Origin of the sequence: Aquabacterium sp. (assembly GCF_029946005.1) — a bacterium.
Lineage (GTDB): Bacteria > Pseudomonadota > Gammaproteobacteria > Burkholderiales > Burkholderiaceae_C > Aquabacterium.
Map to the genome: position 1 here is coordinate 107,255 of NZ_JAQSDR010000032.1, position 18,124 is coordinate 125,378.

The window sequence follows — 18,124 nt, forward strand, 5'->3', positions numbered from 1 at the left end:
TTCCATAGTTGCAGAAGCTTGGCCGACCTGTCTTTGAACACCCATGTGCCTCATCATCAAGAAGCCCGCCGGGCGCACGATTTGCGCTGATTTTTTGAAGAACGCCTGGGAACGCAATTTCCATGGCTGGGGTGGTTTCTTCGTGCAAAACGACGAGGTGGTTTGGGCGCGTGGTTTGGCGTTTGACGAGTTGGTGGAATACAACCGCCGTTTGCCCACCCACGTGGAGGCCTGCATTCACCTGCGCAAAGCCACGTATGGCGACGTGAACCACGACATGGCACACCCCTACACCGTCAGGCCCGGCCTGATGCTGATGCACAACGGCAGCATTGCCCACCTGGCGCCGCAAAATCCCGCTTTCAGCGACACCTCCGAGTTGGCACGCCTGCTGGGCGATTTGCTGAAAGGCCTGTCGGACGATCAGGCCCGTGACTTGATCCGCACCCATGCTTTTGCCCGATTGACGGCGCCCTTGATCGAGGGATCGATGGTGGTGTTGATGGACAAGGACGGCGTGGTGCGATTGGGCCGCGATTGGCATACCGTCCAGAGTTGCGAGTGGACTGGGGCCATGACGGGCATCGAGGTGTCCAACTCCCACACCTGGGGCGAGAAAGCCCGGGCCTTGTCGCAGCAAGCGCGGCGCGGTGGCTGGCACGGACTGGTCCATGCGCTGCAAGTGCGCTTGGCTCCGGCTGTCCGGGTCATTGGTCGGGCGGTTTCCGACCGCTGATCGGCTGGCATAAGATCTTTCCTGGCCGCACCTGGCGGCCTTCAGGAGAGATCACCTTGAGCAAAAAAGTCTGTGTCGTGACCGGTTCGTCGTCCGGCATTGGCGCGTCCACCGTGCGCTTGTACGCACAACATGGCTGGGACGTGGTCGTAAATTTTTCGCGCGATCCGGCACCGGCTGAAGCCGTGGCGGCAGAGTGCCGCGCCCTGGGTGCCGAGGTGCTGGTCGTCAAGGCGGATGTGGCGCTCAATGAAGATTGCGTGCGCCTGGCCGCCGAGGTTGAAGCCCGCTTTGGCCGCGCCGATGTGCTGGTCAACAACGCGGGCACCACCAAGTTCGTGGGGTTGAAAGACCTGGACGGGCTGGAGGCGGAAGACTTTCACCGCATCTACAGCGTCAATGTGGTCGGCGCCTACCAAATGATCCGGGCCCTGGCGCCTTTGTTGAAGAAGAACCCGGGCGCGGGCATTGTGAACATCTCGTCGGTGGCTTCGATGATGGGCGTGGGCTCGTCCATCGCCTACATGGCGTCCAAGGGGGCGTTGAATGCGATGACGGTGGGTCTGGCGCGGGCCTTGGGCCCTGAGATCAGGGTCAATGGCGTTGCGCCGGGCCTGGTCGAAACGCCCTGGCTGCAAAACGGGCTGGGAGAAGAGCGCTATGCCGCCTCGGTGCAGGGCTACAAGGCCCGCGCCGCGCTGGAAAGTGTGCTCAGCCCCGAGGACGTGGCCGATGCCGCCTGGTGGTTGGGCGCGGGCGCGGCCAAGACCACGGGCGAGGTGCTGTTGGTGGACGCGGGCTTGCGGATCACCAAAGCTTGAGGCTGGCGAGTCAAACCTAGTCGACATCGACCCACACAAATTGTCGGGTCGCGTCCTTCGGTTCGTTCAGCGTGCTTTGCGGGTTGGTGGTGAACACCAGCTTGTCGCCCAGGGCCTTGTGTCTGCCGCCAACGGTCCGCTTGAAGCTGGTGGTGCCACCGTTTGCATTTTCGGTGAAGGTGCCCGCCACGGAATCGGTGCGCGCAGTCACATCCTGGGTGAGTTGCCCGCAATAGCTGGCGAATTTGGCGGCGAACGAGTTCTGGGGCCTCACAGTGAATTGCTCGACGTCGGCGCCAGTGGCGCTGCCTCGGTTGCCTCCGCCATGGCACATGTGCAAGCTGATCCGCTTGATTTTCGTGCCGCCCAACCAGATGCTGACCACTTCAGCCAGCTTCTTGGCGCTCAGGTTGTTGTTGCCGATGGAGGTGGATTGCGGGTCGCCATGGCCCACGATGACCAGGCGAAAATCTGCCCCGACGCCGCTCAGGGCGCCGCCCGGAGATTGCGTGCTGCTGCCCGAGTAGGGCCCCCACGACGCCGTGGTGTTGCCGGGCTTGTTGGCAATGTGCTTGGCTGTGGGCTCAAGGTCACCATCCAGGTACTTCACGATCTGTGCTGCGTAAGGCATGGTCCCCTCCCCGGGGTTGAACTGGTGGATTCAGATCCTGCCATGTTCGGCTCGGCAGATGATGAAATCCCCTACACGCATCACCCCTTCAGCGATCACGCGCGCGTTCATGCCGCCATGCCCCCGCATCGCGTTGTAGCCACCGGGGCCGAGCAGCGCTTCCATGCGCGAGCAGGGCTCGCACGGACCGGTGATCTCCAGCACCACCTCTTCACCGATGCACAGCACCATCGGCTCATTTTTGAACAGCGCACGGGCGGCCAGCAGGTTCAGGCCCGAGACCACCAGGTTGCGCCTGAGCAGTGTGGGATCGACCTGGTGCATGCCCATGAAGGCTGCGATCACAGGCAGGTGCTCGGCCTGGATCAAGGTGATCTGGCGTTTGCCACCACCGCCAGCGGCCGATGGTTTGCGCGCCGAGGCGCGGTCGCCCTCCAGACCTCGGTTCATCAGCACCTGAACGCTGTCAACCTGCACCGTGGGCGCGCGCCGCTCGGGCCGCAGGATGATGCTCTCCAGCCGACCTGGTTGCGGGAACTGCTGGACCAGATGGTGCAGGTTGCTGGGGTCGTTTGGGATGGGTGAGGTCACGGGGCTGAATCCTGAAGGAGGCCGAACGCTTCAAACACCTCGCGCCAAGCAGCCAGCTTGCGCTCGAATGACCAGGAGGCGTTGGCCGGGCTGGTCGATGGCAGCTTGACGACTGGCAGTCCCAAGGCTTGCGTGATGCGCATGTGCCTGGCCGATTCGCCGCCATTGTGCGCGATGGCCTGCAAGCCCGGTGCCCATTCACGCAAGCGGTGCAGTTCATTGAGTTGCGCCTGCGCGATGGCACTGTCCAGGCTGCCCTCCCGCTGGCAATGGGCGTAGACATCCCAGATGCCCAGGCTATGGGCGCATGCCGTGTCCAATCGGCGTTCATAGGGCTGATGGCGCAGGTCGTCGGCACCTGTCAGCCCCCACAGGCTGGAGAGGATGGGCCAGAACTGGTTGCGCGGGTGCGCGTAATACTGCTGATGGGCCAATGAGGCCACGCTGGGAAAACTCCCCAATACCACGAGCCGGGTGTCGGCCGTGATGACTGGCGGCAGGCCCTGCAGTGTGGGCAGGGCCGGGGGTGATGAAGTGCTCATCACCCGGTTTATAGCGCGTTCAGCTTCCTCAAGGCATGCACGGTGGCCCACACGCCGCATTGGTGATCACGCTCGAACTGCCCAAAGCGCATGGTCGTCACCGCACCTGGTGCCAGGTCTTGAACCGGTGCGCCGAGCTTGTTGAAGCGGCTCCAGTGCGGCAGGCCCAGTCCGTTGGGATCGCCCTTGGCCGCGAAATTGGCCCAGTACTTCACCATCTGGTCGGCCAGGGTTTGCTGCGCGGTGGTGAACACCGGCGAAGGCGTTTCGCCCTGGAAGATGTAGGCCAGTTCGGCCGAGTGGAAGGCGTTCCACGCGAAGTACGGGTCGGGTGCGGCACCGGGTGCGTTCGGATCGTTGAACTCGAAGGCATAAGCGTTGGTGAAGCCGGACAAGGTCTTGACGTCGCTGAATGAACTGCAGGCGTAGAAGTGGTCGGTCACGGCAGCGGCCAGGGCTTTGTCGAGCGATCCGTAACGGGCGGGCGAGTACAGCACGTCGGTGAACAAGGGCGCCAAGGTGGGGCCAACCATGCCGCGCAGGGCCTGGCGGTGGTCCGCGGTCGTCACGCCCCGTTGCTGGCCCAGGTGAAAGGTCAGTGCCACGAACAGGCGGCCCTCGTCGTGGTTGCCACCGAACATCACAGGCACCTTGTTGATGCGCCCGGACTGGAGCAGCTTGTCCGCCGCTTCCGGCAGGATCACTCCGTCGATGGCGGGCACCCAAGGTGGCTTGCTGTAGATGATGTCCAGATCAGGCGGGGTGGCGTTCATCAAGGCCACCGTGCTCTGCTGGCGCATGCAAGCCACTTGATGGGCGCCGTTGGGGCAGCCCATGGCCTGGGCCAGCACTTCGGATTGGTCATGGATTTGTGCCAGTGGCACATTGCGCAGTAGCACGCAAGGGCCGCTTTCTGAGATGGCCCCATTGAACAGTCCTGCAGAGCCAGGCGACACCACGTGCACACAGGCGCTGTTGCCGCCCGCAGACTGCCCGAAGAGGGTGACGCGGTTTGGATCGCCGCCCAACCGGCTGGCATGTTGCTTGACCCAGCGCAAGGCGGCTTGCTGGTCCTGGATGCCGTAGTTGGCGGCGGCGTTTTCCGCTTGCAAGCCGGGCAGGGCCATGAAGCCGAACACGCCCAGGCGGTAGTTCACGGTCACGACCACCGCTTTGGCCTGGCGGGCCAGGGGGGCGCCGTCGTAGTAAGAGCCGGCGCCCAGCACATAGCCGCCGCCGTGGATCCACACCATCACGGGCAAGGGTTGGCCACTGCTGTTGTCGGGCCGGTAAACATTCAGGTAGAGGCAGTCCTCGGTTTCTGATCGCCCCGAAAAGGCGCTGGGCTCTTGCGGGCAGACGTTGGCGAACTGCGTGGCATCGCGCACGTGGGCCCAGGTTGTTGGCGGCTGCGGTGCCTTCCAACGCAGGTCGCCCACAGGTGGCGCTGCGAACGGTAGGCCCACGAAGCGGGAGACGCCACCGCTGGCGATCCCTCGCGCCTGGCCCTGGTCTGTGTGAAGGATGGGGTCGGCCGCTTGGGCCAGGGTGTTGGCGCCAATGGCCAGCACCAGGGCCGAAATGCTTCGGCCCAGTGTCGATGTCAGTCGCATGAATGATCCCTTATGACAAAAGTGGACGCAGTCAAACTTGCTTACCTGGCGACCTTGGCGTTCGCAATCTCCCTGGGTGGCTTCCACCCCGTGCGACACTGATGGCCACGCTCTTGACTGTTTCTACTTATCGACCTGTGAAGCGCAAACTTAAATTGCCCGAAGCCACGCTGTCGGAATCCCGTGGTGTGAGATGCCTTCACCTGGACACGCCCTGGATCCAGGGCGCCATGCGTGTCAGCAAACCGCTCAAGCTGGAGTTGGAGTACATCCAGCGCATGATGTCCTGGTTGTTGCTGCGCGACCTGGCCGCCTTGCCAGACACGCGTTGCGTGCAACTGGGCCTGGGCGCGGCGGCCATCACCAAACATTGCCACGCCGTGCTGAAAGCGGCCAGCACCACGGCGGTCGAGATCAATCCGACCGTGATCGGCGTGTGCCGCAACTGGTTCAACCTGCCGGACAACGACGAGCGCCTGAACGTAGTGCAGCTTGACGCCGCCAAGTACGTGGCCAACCCGGACCACGCTGCCAGCGCCGATGCCCTGTGCGTGGACCTGTACGACCAGGAAGCGGCCAGCCCCGTGCTGGACGACGAGGCCTTTTACCGCGATTGCTGGCGCCTGCTGGACGATGGCGGCGTGATGAGCGTGAACCTGTTTGGCCGCGATGCCAGCTTTGCGGTCAGCTCGGCCCGCATCGCTGCTGCCTTCGGCCCCGGCCGCACGGCCATGCTCAAACCCACCCGCGAAGGCAACACCATCGTCCTGGCCTGGAAGGGGTTCGACCTGCCAAGCCGAGAAATACTGGCGGAACGCGCCGAAACTTTACAAAACAGATTCGAGCTGCCGGCGGGAAAATGGCTCAAGCTTTTGTCCACTTTCACCCCCCGACCGACGACATGACCACGTCAAGCCCGTCCGCACCCGCCAAGCCCGCCAAAAAGCGCTCCCTGACGCACAAGGGGCCGTTGGACTGGAAGTGGCTGTTGGCCTGGTTGACCGAGGACGGCATCATCACGGTCAAGGAGGGTGAGCGGGTCGCCCAGCGATTTGCGGCGGGCACCAGTGCTCAGCACCCGCTGGTGCGCCTGGGTACCATGGGCCTGAAGCGGGCCGACAACGACCATGTGCTGGAACTGGAAGCCCTGACCGAATGGCTGGCCAAGCACCTGGGCTTGGGCTACCTGCGCATTGATCCCTTGAAGGTGGACGTGGCCCGCGTGTCCGAGGTCATGTCCATCAACTATGCCGAGCGGCGCAAGTGCCTGCCGGTTCAGGTGGGCCTGAACGAAATCACCATCGCCACCAGCGAGCCCCTGGACGTGGCCTGGATCGATGAGATCCTGTCGCACACCAAGAAGAATGTGCGCCTGGTCGTGTCCAGCCCGCTGGACTTGCAGCGTTATCGTACCGAGTTCTATACCCTGGCCAAGTCGGTCAAGGACGCCAACAAGAAGACCGGCGACAGCGTGGCCCACAACTTCGAGCAGTTGGTGGAGCTGGGCAAGACCAACCGCCAGCTGGACGCCAATGACCAGGGCATCATCCAGGTCGTCGACTGGCTGTGGCAATACGCTTTCGACCAGCGCGCCTCCGACATCCACCTGGAGCCGCGCCGCGAGATGGGCGCCATCCGCTTCCGCATCGACGGCGTGCTGCACACGGTCTACCAGGTGCCGCTGTCGGTGATGCAGGCCATGACGGCCCGGATCAAGCTGCTGGGCCGCATGGACGTCGTTGAAAAGCGCCGGCCGCTGGACGGCCGCATCAAGACCCGCAACCCGGCGGGCGACGAAATCGAAATGCGTTTGTCCACCATGCCCACCGCCTTTGGCGAGAAGCTGGTGATGCGGATTTTTGATCCCGACAACACCGTCAAGTCGCTGGAGGCCCTGGGTTTTGCGCCCGGCGAACAAGCCATCTGGGAAGGCCTGGTGTCGCGCCCGCACGGGATCATCCTGGTGACCGGCCCCACCGGCTCGGGCAAGACGACCACGCTGTACTCCACCCTCAAGCGCATCGCCACCGACGACGTCAATGTCTGCACCATTGAAGACCCGATCGAAATGATCGAGGCCTCCTTCAACCAGACGCAGGTGCAGTCCAACATCGACCTGAACTTTGCCGATGGCCTGCGCGCGCTGATGCGTCAAGACCCGGACATCATCATGGTCGGCGAAATCCGCGACCTGGAAACCGCCGAGATGGCCATCCAGGCCGCGCTGACGGGCCACTTGGTGTTCTCGACTTTGCACACCAACGACGCGGTCTCGGCCATCACGCGCCTGACCGACATTGGCGTGGCGCCTTACCTGATCAGCGCCACGGTGATCGGCGTGCTCGCCCAGCGCCTGGTGCGCACCTTGTGCCCGGTGTGCAAGAAGCCAGACGAGGCCCTGGCGCCCGAGACCTTGGCCGCCTCCATCAAGCCCTGGCGCATGAATGGCACCTTGCGGCCGTATCAACCGGTGGGGTGCCTGGAGTGCCGCATGACGGGCTTCAAGGGGCGCGTGGGCCTGTACGAACTGCTGCCCATCACCGAGCCTTTGCGCGCGGCCATGAATCCCACGGTGGACATGGCCAAGCTGCGCCAGGCGGCGGCGCAAGAAGGGCTTCGTCCTCTGCGTCTGTCAGGGGTGATGAAGGTGTCCGAGGGGGTGACCACGCTGGACGAAATCCTGCGCAACACGCCCCAGTGGGAAGGCTAGGCACCCATCAGGCGGCGCAACCAGTCGAGCAGCACGGTCGGTAGCAACTCGGGGCGGTGCAATAGCGCGTACTGGTGTGGGCCGAACACGGCGGGCAGGTAGTTCGGTGCTTGCCGGTCAATGGTCAGGCAAAACGGCGAGATGCCTTGCAGCTTGGCTTCACTCACCGCTTGGCGCATGTCCTCCACGCCATGGCGGCCCTCGTAGTGATCGACGTCATTGGGCTTGCCGTCCGACAGCAGCAGCAAAAGGCGGTGTTGCGCTGGCTCCCCCATCAGCAAGGCGCTGGCATGGCGAATCGCCGCACCGGCGCGCGTGTAGTGTTCTGGCTCCAGGCCGGCGATCCGCTGGGCCACTGCATCACCGTACCGCTCGTCGAACCGCTTGATGTTGCGCACCACCACGCCCTGCGGGCCTTCGCCCGAGAACGCGAGCACGCTGTAGGGATCGGCCAGCCCCTCCAGGGCAATGCACACCAGCAGCAGCGCTTCGCGTTCGACGTCGATGACGCGCCGGTTAGGGGCGATCCAGCCGTCGGTGGAGCCGCTGACATCGATCAGCAGCATGATGGCCATGTCACGTCGACCGCGCCGTTCGCTTTGGTAAAGCCGCTGAGACAGCGGCAGGCCGGCTCGGAAGTCGGCATGGCCCTCGGTGTAGGCCTGCAAGTCGATGTCGTCGCCATCGAGTTGCCTGCACACCCGCACCCGCTGGGCGCGCAGTAGCTCGAAGCGTCGGCGGATATCGTGCAGCATGCCGCGGCGCTGGGTCAGCGTGTCCTCCACCCACTGTTGCGGACCCGCCGAGGCGGTCCGAATCAGCACGGTGGCGCCCGGGTCTCGGTAGGCGCCAATTTGCCAGTCCCATTCGGGGTAGTGAAAGCGGTCCAGGGCTGGCTCCGTTGGGGCTTTCCACCCGCGCCAGGCCTGCCGCCTCTGTGACTCGGGCGGGTCATCCGACAGGAGGACCTCCTTGGCTTGGCCCGGCGTGGAGACCAAACGAGCCTCGGGCAACTCGGACAGCGCATCGGCGAAATCCTCGGCCGCCGTGGTGGTGTCGCGGTCGGTGGGGCGCTGTTGGCCCAGGGGGTCTTCGGCCTTCTCATGGGGTTGGGCGGTTTGCACCATCCACGCGCCAACGTGCGGGTCGTCTTCGTCTTCGTCGTCCTCGGCTTCGCGCACTTCGGGGCGCCGGGCCAGATGGGCGCTGCGCGGTTTGGCCGAGTCGGGGCCATCAGCGTGGTCGCTGTCGGGCGGACACGCCGCGCGAAGCGGAGCTGGTGGCGCGCGCAGATCGCCGGTCCACCAGTCGCGCCACACCAGGCGCTGGCCGCCGACCAAGTGAGGAGCGGAGAGGCCATCGAATGCCTCGCACCAGCTTCGCGCGTGATCCAGCACCTCCACCGGTGAGGCGGGCAGCACGAGGGGAGGGGCGCCTGACGGCATGGCCCCTGGCGCCATGGCTTGGCCAATGCGGGTGTTCAGCACCGCGCGAACCAGGCCTTCGATCCACTGCAACGGGGTGGGGAACATCGCCAGCCGAGGACGCCTTGCCAGGGCCTCTTGCCTCAGCGTTTGCAAAGGCGCGGTCATGCCGGGCAACAGACGCGCCAGCGCGTCGTCTGCGGCATGGGCTTCCAGCACCAGGTACAACTCGCGCAGCAGGGGTGGCGCGTTCACCGGGCAATGGCGGGCACTCCCGCGCTCGGCGCGCTGAGCCTGCAGCAGCGCCATGGTGCGAAATCGCTGGGAGGCGGTGATCGTGTCCTCGGCGAATTTGCCACGCTGACCAAACGACTCGGGCAACCAGATGCTGTGGTCATCCGTGGCGGGCACCGCCTCCAGCCCTGGCGGCAAGCGATGCGGAAAGATCACCCTGGCCAGCCACGAAGGCGGTGCTGGAGGCTGCGCTGCGCGCAAGGCAAAGCGATGGCCCCACACGGCCTCGATCAGCAAATCGAGCCGTTGAGCCACATCGCTCAACCGCAACGGCGCCGGCTCACCCGACGCGGCACGGTGGCGACGCCACAGATCGCGGGTGAAGACCGTGGCGTGCCGCGCCGCGTCGGTGATGACATCTTCTGCTTCGGCCATGGCGCGCCGGGCCTACACGAAGGTGGCGTCCACCAGATCGCGCATGGCCCCGACCAGCGATGGGTCGTCGGACAAGGGGGCGATGACGGCCGCGCGGCAGGCGGCTTGCACCCCGATGCCACTGGCGATCAGGTGCGCCGCAGCGATCAGCAAGCGGGTGCTGGGCACCTCGGCCAGGCCCCGGTCGTGCAGGCCCCGCAGCCGCTGGGCCAGGCCGACCAGCGCGTGCGCCATGGCGTGGTCCACGCCACCTTCGCGCTCAACGATGGCGGTCTCGCGGTCGGGCGGTGGAAATGCAAAGTCGAGGGTCACAAATCGCTGGCGCGTGCTGGGCTTCATGTCCTTGAGCATGCGCTGGTAGCCCGGGTTGTACGACACCACAAGTTGAAACCCCGGGGCGGCCTCCACCGTCTCGCCAGTCTTGTCGATGGGCAGCATGCGCCGATGGTCGGTCAGTGGGTGCAGCACCACCACGGTGTCCTGCCGGGCCTCGACCACTTCATCCAGATAGCAGATGGCACCTTCGCGCACGGCGCGGGTCAAGGGGCCGTCCTGCCAGGCCGTGCCGTCATGGCGAATCAAAAAGCGCCCCACCAAGTCGCTGGCCGTGAGGTCGTCATGGCACGAGATGGTGACGAGCGGGCGGCCCAGCCGCCAGGCCATGTACTCGACGAAGCGTGTCTTGCCGCAGCCGGTGGGGCCCTTGAGCATGACCGCCAGTTGGCGCGCATGGCACTGTTCGAACAGGGCCACCTCATCACCAGTGGCCAGGTAATACGGCGCGTCCAAATCAGGCTGCCTGCGGGCGCGCTCGTTGCCGTTCCGCATCAGGGTCCCGAGTCAGCTCGAAGCTCGGCGCGTGTCGGAAGAAATCAATGATGAACAGGGCCACGCCAATGGTGAAGATGGACGCGGTGATGATCAGCATCACGAAGTGGATCTGAATCTTCAATTGGGCGTCCAGGTAGCCCATGCCCATGATGCGTTCCAGGTAGACCTGCCCGATGCCGGCAGTGGCAAACGACAAGGTCATCCCGAACATGCCCGCGATCTGCATCCAGAAGGAGGCATAGCCCAGCGCGGTACCCTCCTCCGGCCGGCGTGTCATGGCAGGCAGCGCGTAGGTGATCATGGCCAGCACGATCATGGCGTAGGCTCCATAGAACGCGGCGTGGCCATGCATGGCGGTGATCAGCGTGCCGTGCGTCCACTTGTTGACGCTCGGGAAGGTGTGCGCCAGGCCCAACAAGCCCGCGCCGAACAAGGTGAACACCGCGCTGCCCACCGTCCAGTGCAGCGCCAACTTGTTGGGGTGCGCCAGGCCAGATCGGCGGATGGCCGAGTACGCGTAGATGGACATGCCGATCAAGGCCACCGGCTCCAGGGCGCTGAACACACCGCCAATGGGCAGCCAGTAGGAGGGGACGCCCACCCAGTAATAGTGGTGCGCGGTGCCCAGGATGCCTGCGATGAAAACCAGGCCGACGATGACGTACAGCCACTTCTCCATCACCTCGCGGTCCGCGCCTGAAAGGCGAATCAGAAGATAGGCCAGGAAGCCGCCCTGAATCATTTCCCAGACGCCTTCGACCCAAAGGTGAATCGTCCACCAGCGGTAAAAGATGGCCACGGTGTAGTTTTCAAACTCCAGCAGAGCAGGCAGGTACAGCAGGGCAGCCAAGCCCAAGCCCCCCATCAACACCCCTTCGGTGGTGGTCAGTCGGCCCGACTTCTTGATGGTCATCGCGATGTTGTAGAGGAACATCAGCATGACGATGACGATGACGATCTTGGATGGCAAGGGCTGCTCCAGCAACTTGTTGCCCGTGCCATAGCGGAAAAGATAGCCGATGACGGTGAGAACACCCATGACGGTCCACAACACCAATTGCACATAGGCCAACTTGGTGCTGTGAAGCTCTGTGCGCGATTCATCCGGCACCATCCAATACGTGGCCCCCATGAAGCCGGTCAGCACCCACACAATCAGCAAATTGGTGTGGATCACCTTGGTCACGTCGAAAGGCAGGATGTAGAGCAGGGGGTCCGGCCCCAAGTACTTGGCGGCCGACAGCAAGCCGAACACCAGTTGCAGGCCAAACAAGGCCATGGCCACGGCGAAGTACCAGTAGGCGACGGATTGGGACTTGTATCTCATGGCGGACCTCCGACGGAACGGTGTTTGTTGTTCATGGGGTGCAGGCAGCGCTTATTTGAGCGACGTCAGGTAGGCGACCAACTGGTCGATTTGCGCTGATGGCAGGTCCTTGGCGAAGGTGGCCGGCATGAAAGACACGCCGCTGGCCGAGTACATGGGGCCCGGTAACACATGGGCGCTCGGGTGGGTGATGGACTCCCGGATGTAGCCTTCGACGGTCTTCACGCTGCCCTTGTAGCCCCCGGAAGCCAGCAACTTTTCAGTGCGCGCCGTCAGGCCCGCCAGCGATGGGCCCGCCATGTTCACGTCCGGTGTCGTTGAGTGACAGGCCACGCACGCCGGGCTGGAGGTGCGAAACACGCTTTCGCCCAAGGCGATGGGGTTCTCTGCGCCGCTCACAGGCCTGACAACCGACAGGGCCGGGCCCGTGGGCGAGATAGAAGCCCCCGTCACCAGAAGCGGGCGAGGCGGCCAACCCTGGTTGTCCACATTGCTGACCCAGTCCAAAAAGGCGATCAGGTCTGTGATGTCCGTGGCGCTCAAATCCTGCTTGGGCATCAAGCGGCGGTGGCGTTTTTCGTCGTAAAACTGGGAAGGGTCGTGCAAGTACGCTTTGAGGTAGGCCTCACCGCGCAGCTTGGTGATTTTGGTCAGGTCTGGGGCGTAGTAGGCGCCCTCGCCAAACACGGTATGGCAATTGATGCAGTTGTTCTTGTGCCAGACATTCTTGCCACGAATGACTGCCGGCGTGATCTGGTCCGAGTGCGTCAGGGTTGCGAACTGCCGATGGCTGTCGATGGTCATGCCGATGAAGACCGCCGCCGAGATCACCGTGGCCCCGATGGCAAACAGACGAGCTTGTCGTTTATTCATGGTGTTCGCCCTTTCAGACGCTGATGCCGGACCAATATGTGATCGAAATATAAGCGGCATAAACAATGGCCGCCAACATTAACAGCAACACCACATGACTGAATATCTTCAGCGAACTGGACCATTTTTGCATATCTGGCTCCGGTGGTTGAGGGGCGATACTAGCACCGCAGTATTTTAAGTTGCACCATTTTTGGGCATTGATAAAAAAACATTTAAAATCAATAACCTAAGAAGTTTTTTGGCGGCCTATCTATTTCACTACTTGCCGTGTGGTAATTGTTTCTCAAAGTTTGGATGTCGCCTGCACAATGGCTCCTTTACCTGTGGCGGTCTATACCAGCTTGACATGCCTGCTCACGATGGTGGCAGGATTTGATTATTGCTGGATATTTGACCGCATCGTTCAAAAATCATCCCGAGAAACCCCATGGCCCTGCATCACGCTTTTTCCGGCGAATTGATTGACATACGCCCCCTCCAGGGCGACCTCAAAACCGTCAGCACGACAACGCTTTACAAGTCGGACCACCTGGAGGTGTTTCGCCTGGTCCTCTTGGCCGGCAAGGGGCTGCCAGATCACCGCGTGGCGGGTGAACTCACCGTGCAATGTCTTGAGGGGTGCATCGAGATGATGGCCTCGGGCCGCACTGAATCCATGCGTCCTGGCGACCTGATGTGTCTGGCGGGTGGCGTGCCCCATGCGCTGAAGGCATTGGAGGATTCGTCCGTGCTGGTCACGCTGTTGTTGCACACCGCCCAGCCCCGCCCTTGACCCAAGTCAAGGGTCCGCGCAGCGTTGGCTCTAGCATAGGTGTATTGAAAATACATCTTATGAATGGATCGCCATGAGCAGCACCACGCCCACCATCGACGTTCGCACCGTGCCTGTGCAGGATGATTCCAGCATTGCCAAGCTCAAGGCAGCCCATGGCGATGGCCAATGCTGCGGCTTGTGTGGTGGCACCTGAGCCTCACATGAAGCTGACCGCTTTCACTGACTACAGCCTGCGTGTGCTGATGTACCTGGCCGCACAGCCCGGGCGGCGAGCGACGATCGCCGAGATCGCGGCCTCGTTTGGTGTGTCGGAGCATCACCTGACCAAGGTGGTGCATTTTCTGGGTAAGAAAGGGTGGCTGGCCACCGTGCGCGGCAAAGGCGGCGGGTTGGGTTTGGCCCAAACCCCCGACGCCATCCGCGTGGGGGAGGTGGTGCGCCAGACCGAGGGAGCCGCCATGCCGGCCGAGTGCTTTGGCGTTGAAGGCGGACACTGTTGCATCGCGCGCATCTGCCGATTGCGCGGCGTGTTGGGCGAGGCGGTGGAGGCCTTCCATGCTGTGCTGGACCGCTACACCTTGGCTGATCTGACCCGCAACGGGCCAGCGCTGGCCCAGGTGTTGTTCCCCCCCGCCATCACCGAGACCTCCTCAGCATGAGCCAACCCATCAACCTCAAAGAACCTCGCGGGGCCTCGCCCCCCACACCGAGCTTTGCCTTGTGGCAACTCGGCTTCCGGCCCTTTTACCTGTTGGCCAGCACCTTTGCCGCGCTGTCGATCGCCTTGTGGGCCTTGCAGTTTGCGGGTTGGCTGAGCACGCCTTACCTGTCGGGGCCAATGTGGCACGCGCATGAAATGCTGTTTGGCTTCACGCTCGCGGTGGTGGTGGGCTTCCTCTTCACGGCGGGGCGCAACTGGAGCAATCGGCCCACGCCCACGGGCGCCTCGCTGGCCGCACTGGCCGTGCTGTGGGTGGTGGCCCGCGTGCTCGTGCTAACGCCTTTCGCTTGGGCGGCCGCTGCGGCCAATGTCGCTTTTCCGCTGGCCTCGGCGATTGCCCTAGCCATACCCTTCATCGCCGCAGGCAATCGGCGCAACTACTTCTTCATCGGGCTGCTGCTGCTGATGGCGGTGGCCGTGGGCATGGTCCATCTGGCGCAATTGGGCGTGGTGCAGATGCCTGCCTGGGTCGGCATTCAAATGGCGCTGGACGTGATCCTCTTCATCATGGCGGTGATGGCCGGCCGCGTGGTCCCGATGTTCACCAACAACGGCGTGCCCGGTGCGAACGCGACCCGCCAGCCGGTGGTCGAGAAGCTCGCCCTGGGTTCGGTGCTGGCCCTGCTGCTGGCCGATGGACTGCAATGGCATGGCCCGGCGCTCATCGTGCTCGTGGGCATTGGGGCCTTGGCTCACCTGGCGCGGTGGGTGTTGTGGCAACCCTTGAAGACGAGTCGCACCCCCATCGTGTGGGTGCTGCACATCGCCTACCTGTGGATTCCTGTGCATCTGGTGCTGCGCGGCATGGCCGAGCTGGGCTGGGTCCAGCCCTCGGCGGCAACCCATGCGCTGACGGTGGGGGCCATTGGCGGGCTCATCATCGGCATGATGACGCGCACGGCGCGGGGGCACACGGGTCGGCCGCTCAAAGCTGATCGCGCCGAGGTCTTCTGCTACGTGCTGGTGCTCCTGGCCGCCTTGGTGCGTGTGTTCGTGCCGCTCGTCGCCCCCGCTCAACTGGTCCATGCCGTGCTGTGGTCGGCCGCCCTGTGGTCTGGCGCCTTCGGGCTGTACGCCGTGCGCTACTGGCCTGTGCTCACCAGGCCGCGACTGGACGGCAAGCCGGGTTGAGCGCATGGATTATTGGTTGATCAAAACAGTCCATCAAACGGCGGTCGTCCTGTCGATCACAGGCTTTTTCGTGCGCGGCCTGGCATCGTTGCTGAGCGCCGGTTGGGTGCGGGGTCGGCTCGCCAAAACACTGCCGCACCTCATCGACTCGGTGCTGCTCGTGGCGGCCCTGTGGCTGGCCTGGACGCTGCGGATCACGCCGGGCAACGCCCCTTGGTTGCTGGCCAAGTTGGCGGGGCTGCTGGTTTACATCGCGCTGGGTGTGGTGGCGCTGAGGCCGGGTCGGTCGGTGGCCGTGCGGGCGGGAGCGTGGGTCGCGGCGCTCGGGGTGTTCGGCTGGATCGTCTCGGTGGCGATCACCAAAAACCCATTTGGATTTCTGGCCTGGTCATAGCTCGCTGTCTGCCGCCGGTCCTGCCGTGGCGGAGAAGTTTTCAACCACCACCTCGCAGCACACGCCCTTGGGTTCGGCCTCGCTCCAGCGCACCGTGCCACCCAGTTGCTTGACGCGCTTGCGCACACCGCCCAGTCCCAGTCCATGGGACCAGGTCTCGGGGGCTCGGCCCACGCCGTTGTCGGTCACGGTCAGGGACAGTCGGTCGTTGGCCAGCACCAGTTGCACCTGCACCTTCGAGGCTTTCGCGTGGCTGATGGTGTTGTTGACCAGTTCGCGCAGGATGCGGGTCAGTGCCGACCATTGGCCCATCGACAAGCTCACGTCACAGTCCTGCGTCATCTGCCAGGTCAGCTCGCATTGCGCAAAGCCCAGGCGTTGGTGCAGATCGCGTTTCCATTCGCCCGCCGCTTCGCTCAGGCCATGGCTTTGCGCGGCCAGCCCGCGTGTCAGCGTCTTCAAGTCTTGCAGCGTGTGGCGGATGTATTCTTCGATGTTGGCATTGGGGGCCTGGTACATCAGGGTCAGCAGGCGGGCGCCGATGTCGTCGTGCAGGTCTTGCGCGATGCGCACGCGTTCTTCACTGCGGCCTTGCTCCACGGCCTGGTCAAAGCTCAGCACGCGGTGCAACTGGTCAATGATGCGGTCGGCCAGCCGCGCGTCTTCCGAGGTGAACAGTCTCCGGCCCTTGTTCGAGTGCTTCAGCACCAGGGCGTGTTTCGATGGTGTTTCCCGGTTGAGGCGCAAAGAGGGCAGGCGCACCAACATCACCGAACCGTTGCCGCGCAACTCGGACGCGAACACCTCGCCCCGGGCCACGGTCACTTCCAAGGGATCGAACAATTCGCGCATCAGGCGGGCCAGCAAATCATCGGTCTTGGCCGGGCGGCGCTCCAGTTCGCGCGCCATGCGGTACAGGCGCTCGAACAGCCGTTCCATCGTGATCGGATCGCGCCCGGGCAGGCGGGTCATCAGCCAGCGCCTGATCGACATGTACACGCCGAAGGACAGGAACAGCGACAAGGTCATCGATGTGAACTGGCCCAGCGAGAACACCGCCACGAACAACAGGTCCAGTGAGGCGGCCACGGTGCTGGACGCGGCCAGCAGCGAGAACTCCTGAAGGATCTGCTTGGAGCGCGACAGGTAGGGCGCCAGCAGTAACTGGGAGGCGAAGAAAACGTGCCACGTCATGACGCCGAACGTGGTGATGTTCAGGAGCATGTCGGGGCGCGCACCGCCGTGGGCCACGGCCACGCTCAGCAACACCCAGGTCGCCAGCGTGATGATGGAAAAGCGCTGCAAGACCAGCGTGAAAGGATGCGGCGAGGCGCGGTAGGCCGCTCCCATCAGCAAGACTGCCGCTGCCGTCATGAGCGTGCAGCCAACGTGCAGCCACAGCCAACTGTTGGGGTGGTCCAGGCTCATGGCGGTGATGCCCAGACCCGCGGCTGCGGCCCAGCCCAAGGCGATGAAATAGGGCCAGCCTTTCAGGCGGCGGGGGTGCAACACGGCCACCTGGATCATCGCCGCCGCCGTGACCAGGTCCAGACCGCCCCGTGCGCGCATGTCCAGGTTCATGAACCACTCCGGCAGGAACAGGTCCAGATTGGTCTCCACAGCGATGAACATCAACTGGCCGGCCTGACTCAGCGCCAAGGCCAGGTAGGCCAGGTTGCGCAACTGCGGTCCGGCCAGCACCACCACGGCGCCCACGGCGAACAGCGTCAGGGCCAAGGCCGACAGCAACCAGAACAAGGGGCTCAAACCCGACCAGCCTCGTGGGGTGATCAGCACGGGTTCATCCGGCGCATTGACCAGTTGCAATTGCAGCACCTTGCCGTCCGCAGGCAAGGCGTCCAGCAGCCGTGCCACGCCCAGGTGCAAGTTCACAAAATGCTGGCGTTGCTCGGCATCGCTGATCCAGCGGCCCGAGCGTTGCAAAGCCAGCATCTCGATGGGTGTTTCCAGGACTTGGGTGCCGCCACCGGGCTGCAGCACCTCGCTGCGCAAGCCCTCCAGGATATGGCCTTCCAGGCGCTGCATGGCCGGGTTGTCCACCGAGTGCAGCCTGACGGTGCCTTCCGACGTGGCCCGCAATGACACGGGCAAGCGGGGTTGGCTGGACAACCATTGCCCCACCAGCAATACCAGCACGAAGCCCATCAGCACCGCGCCCACCAGCATGCGCAGACGCCAGCCAATCCAGCGCGGCAGGTCGTGCGAGCCCTGCAGTACCTCGTCCAGCGTGGGGATGTAGCCGGAGCCGCCGATCAGTAAATCTGGTGCCGCGCGGGGCGGCGAGGTGTCCATGGCCGACATGGCGCGAAAC

General features: G+C 63.9%; 18 protein-coding genes. 9 read left to right on the forward strand and 9 right to left on the reverse strand.

From position 1 onward, the window contains the following. Positions 1-43: 43 nt before the first annotated feature. Positions 44-736 carry a hypothetical protein gene (locus tag PSV38_RS15580; RefSeq protein ID WP_300548966.1) on the forward strand — a complete coding sequence of 231 codons (693 nt, stop codon included), beginning with the start codon at positions 44-46 and terminating at the stop codon, positions 734-736. 56 nt (positions 737-792) lie between these two features. Continuing rightward, on the forward strand, positions 793-1,557 hold the full coding sequence (locus PSV38_RS15585; RefSeq protein WP_300548968.1) for an SDR family oxidoreductase: 765 nt from the start codon (positions 793-795) through the stop codon (positions 1,555-1,557). Between the two features lie 16 nt (positions 1,558-1,573). Here PSV38_RS15585 and PSV38_RS15590 read toward each other — a convergent pair whose 3' ends face one another. The 4 genes from PSV38_RS15590 to PSV38_RS15605 are packed head-to-tail and all read right to left on the reverse strand — an operon-like array spanning position 1,574 to position 4,934. Further along, a complete protein-coding gene (locus PSV38_RS15590; protein WP_300548970.1) occupies positions 1,574-2,188 on the reverse strand; it encodes a hypothetical protein in 615 nt (204 codons plus the stop codon). Positions 2,189-2,218: 30 nt separating this feature from the next. After that, entirely contained in the window at positions 2,219-2,779 is a 561-nt protein-coding gene (locus PSV38_RS15595) for an MOSC domain-containing protein (RefSeq protein WP_300548971.1), read from the reverse strand. Continuing rightward, a complete protein-coding gene (locus PSV38_RS15600; protein ID WP_300548972.1) occupies positions 2,776-3,321 on the reverse strand; it encodes a DNA-deoxyinosine glycosylase in 546 nt (181 codons plus the stop codon). Before PSV38_RS15600 ends, PSV38_RS15595 begins: the two co-directional genes overlap by 4 nt. 8 nt (positions 3,322-3,329) lie before the next feature. Next, positions 3,330-4,934 (reverse strand): carboxylesterase/lipase family protein, encoded by a 1,605-nt coding sequence (locus tag PSV38_RS15605; RefSeq protein ID WP_300548974.1) that lies wholly within the window; start codon positions 4,932-4,934, stop codon positions 3,330-3,332. A 137-nt stretch (positions 4,935-5,071) separates the two neighbouring features. Between PSV38_RS15605 and PSV38_RS15610 the strand changes: the two genes are divergently transcribed. Together PSV38_RS15610 and PSV38_RS15615 are read left to right on the forward strand one after the other, a co-directional pair. Then, positions 5,072-5,839 (forward strand): spermidine synthase, encoded by a 768-nt coding sequence (locus PSV38_RS15610; protein ID WP_300548976.1) that lies wholly within the window; start codon positions 5,072-5,074, stop codon positions 5,837-5,839. Then, entirely contained in the window at positions 5,836-7,644 is a 1,809-nt protein-coding gene (locus PSV38_RS15615) for a type II/IV secretion system protein (RefSeq protein ID WP_300548978.1), read from the forward strand. The genes PSV38_RS15610 and PSV38_RS15615 overlap by 4 nt, the downstream gene beginning before the upstream one ends. Here PSV38_RS15615 and PSV38_RS15620 read toward each other — a convergent pair. Genes PSV38_RS15620 through PSV38_RS15635 form a run of 4 tightly spaced genes read right to left on the reverse strand, consistent with a single transcriptional unit; the run spans position 7,641 to position 12,768 of the window. Beyond that, a complete protein-coding gene (locus PSV38_RS15620; RefSeq protein WP_300548979.1) occupies positions 7,641-9,737 on the reverse strand; it encodes a VWA domain-containing protein in 2,097 nt (698 codons plus the stop codon). The genes PSV38_RS15615 and PSV38_RS15620 overlap by 4 nt on opposite strands. A gap of 12 nt (positions 9,738-9,749) precedes the next feature. After that, positions 9,750-10,565, reverse strand: a complete 816-nt coding sequence (locus tag PSV38_RS15625; protein WP_300548981.1) for a CbbQ/NirQ/NorQ/GpvN family protein — start codon at positions 10,563-10,565, stop codon at positions 9,750-9,752. Further along, the gene (locus tag PSV38_RS15630) at positions 10,528-11,895 is read right to left on the reverse strand and encodes a cbb3-type cytochrome c oxidase subunit I (RefSeq protein WP_300548983.1); all 1,368 of its coding nucleotides are present in this window, start codon (positions 11,893-11,895) and stop codon (positions 10,528-10,530) included. Before PSV38_RS15630 ends, PSV38_RS15625 begins: the two co-directional genes overlap by 38 nt. 51 nt (positions 11,896-11,946) lie before the next feature. Next, positions 11,947-12,768, reverse strand: a complete 822-nt coding sequence (locus PSV38_RS15635; RefSeq protein ID WP_300548984.1) for a c-type cytochrome — start codon at positions 12,766-12,768, stop codon at positions 11,947-11,949. A 430-nt stretch (positions 12,769-13,198) separates the two neighbouring features. On the opposite strand from PSV38_RS15635, the gene PSV38_RS15640 reads away from it, so the two are divergent. The 5 genes from PSV38_RS15640 to PSV38_RS15660 all read left to right on the forward strand — a co-directional run bounded on the left by PSV38_RS15640 (position 13,199) and on the right by PSV38_RS15660 (position 15,792). Next, positions 13,199-13,543, forward strand: a complete 345-nt coding sequence (locus tag PSV38_RS15640) for a cupin domain-containing protein (RefSeq protein ID WP_300548986.1) — start codon at positions 13,199-13,201, stop codon at positions 13,541-13,543. A 73-nt stretch (positions 13,544-13,616) separates the two neighbouring features. Then, positions 13,617-13,739: a hypothetical protein gene (locus PSV38_RS15645; RefSeq protein WP_300548988.1), complete on the forward strand. Its 123-nt coding sequence runs from the start codon at positions 13,617-13,619 to the stop codon at positions 13,737-13,739. Between the two features lie 7 nt (positions 13,740-13,746). Beyond that, a complete protein-coding gene (locus PSV38_RS15650; RefSeq protein WP_300548989.1) occupies positions 13,747-14,205 on the forward strand; it encodes an Rrf2 family transcriptional regulator in 459 nt (152 codons plus the stop codon). Beyond that, positions 14,202-15,398, forward strand: a complete 1,197-nt coding sequence (locus tag PSV38_RS15655) for an NnrS family protein (protein ID WP_300548992.1) — start codon at positions 14,202-14,204, stop codon at positions 15,396-15,398. The genes PSV38_RS15650 and PSV38_RS15655 overlap by 4 nt, the downstream gene beginning before the upstream one ends. Positions 15,399-15,414: 16 nt before the next feature. Next, on the forward strand, positions 15,415-15,792 hold the full coding sequence (locus PSV38_RS15660; protein WP_300548994.1) for a SirB2 family protein: 378 nt from the start codon (positions 15,415-15,417) through the stop codon (positions 15,790-15,792). Here the strand turns inward: PSV38_RS15660 and PSV38_RS15665 are convergent. Next, positions 15,787-18,114 carry an ATP-binding protein gene (locus PSV38_RS15665; protein WP_300548996.1) on the reverse strand — a complete coding sequence of 776 codons (2,328 nt, stop codon included), beginning with the start codon at positions 18,112-18,114 and terminating at the stop codon, positions 15,787-15,789. The two genes, PSV38_RS15660 and PSV38_RS15665, sit on opposite strands and share 6 nt — an antisense overlap. Positions 18,115-18,124: the final 10 nt, after the last annotated feature.

What these genes read in the sequence shown, in the direction of transcription:
- PSV38_RS15640 (WP_300548986.1), top strand. Translation starts at nt 13,199, where the DNA reads ATGGCCCTGCATCACGCTTTTTCCGGCGAATTGATTGACATACGCCCC.
- PSV38_RS15620 (WP_300548979.1), bottom strand. Translation starts at nt 9,737, where the DNA reads ATGGCCGAAGCAGAAGATGTCATCACCGACGCGGCGCGGCACGCCACG.
- PSV38_RS15590 (WP_300548970.1), bottom strand. Translation starts at nt 2,188, where the DNA reads ATGCCTTACGCAGCACAGATCGTGAAGTACCTGGATGGTGACCTTGAG.
- PSV38_RS15605 (WP_300548974.1), bottom strand. Translation starts at nt 4,934, where the DNA reads ATGCGACTGACATCGACACTGGGCCGAAGCATTTCGGCCCTGGTGCTG.
- PSV38_RS15630 (WP_300548983.1), bottom strand. Translation starts at nt 11,895, where the DNA reads ATGAGATACAAGTCCCAATCCGTCGCCTACTGGTACTTCGCCGTGGCC.
- PSV38_RS15625 (WP_300548981.1), bottom strand. Translation starts at nt 10,565, where the DNA reads ATGCGGAACGGCAACGAGCGCGCCCGCAGGCAGCCTGATTTGGACGCG.
- PSV38_RS15635 (WP_300548984.1), bottom strand. Translation starts at nt 12,768, where the DNA reads ATGAATAAACGACAAGCTCGTCTGTTTGCCATCGGGGCCACGGTGATC.
- PSV38_RS15600 (WP_300548972.1), bottom strand. Translation starts at nt 3,321, where the DNA reads ATGAGCACTTCATCACCCCCGGCCCTGCCCACACTGCAGGGCCTGCCG.
- PSV38_RS15655 (WP_300548992.1), top strand. Translation starts at nt 14,202, where the DNA reads ATGAGCCAACCCATCAACCTCAAAGAACCTCGCGGGGCCTCGCCCCCC.
- PSV38_RS15580 (WP_300548966.1), top strand. Translation starts at nt 44, where the DNA reads ATGTGCCTCATCATCAAGAAGCCCGCCGGGCGCACGATTTGCGCTGAT.
- PSV38_RS15615 (WP_300548978.1), top strand. Translation starts at nt 5,836, where the DNA reads ATGACCACGTCAAGCCCGTCCGCACCCGCCAAGCCCGCCAAAAAGCGC.
- PSV38_RS15665 (WP_300548996.1), bottom strand. Translation starts at nt 18,114, where the DNA reads ATGTCGGCCATGGACACCTCGCCGCCCCGCGCGGCACCAGATTTACTG.
- PSV38_RS15645 (WP_300548988.1), top strand. Translation starts at nt 13,617, where the DNA reads ATGAGCAGCACCACGCCCACCATCGACGTTCGCACCGTGCCTGTGCAG.
- PSV38_RS15650 (WP_300548989.1), top strand. Translation starts at nt 13,747, where the DNA reads ATGAAGCTGACCGCTTTCACTGACTACAGCCTGCGTGTGCTGATGTAC.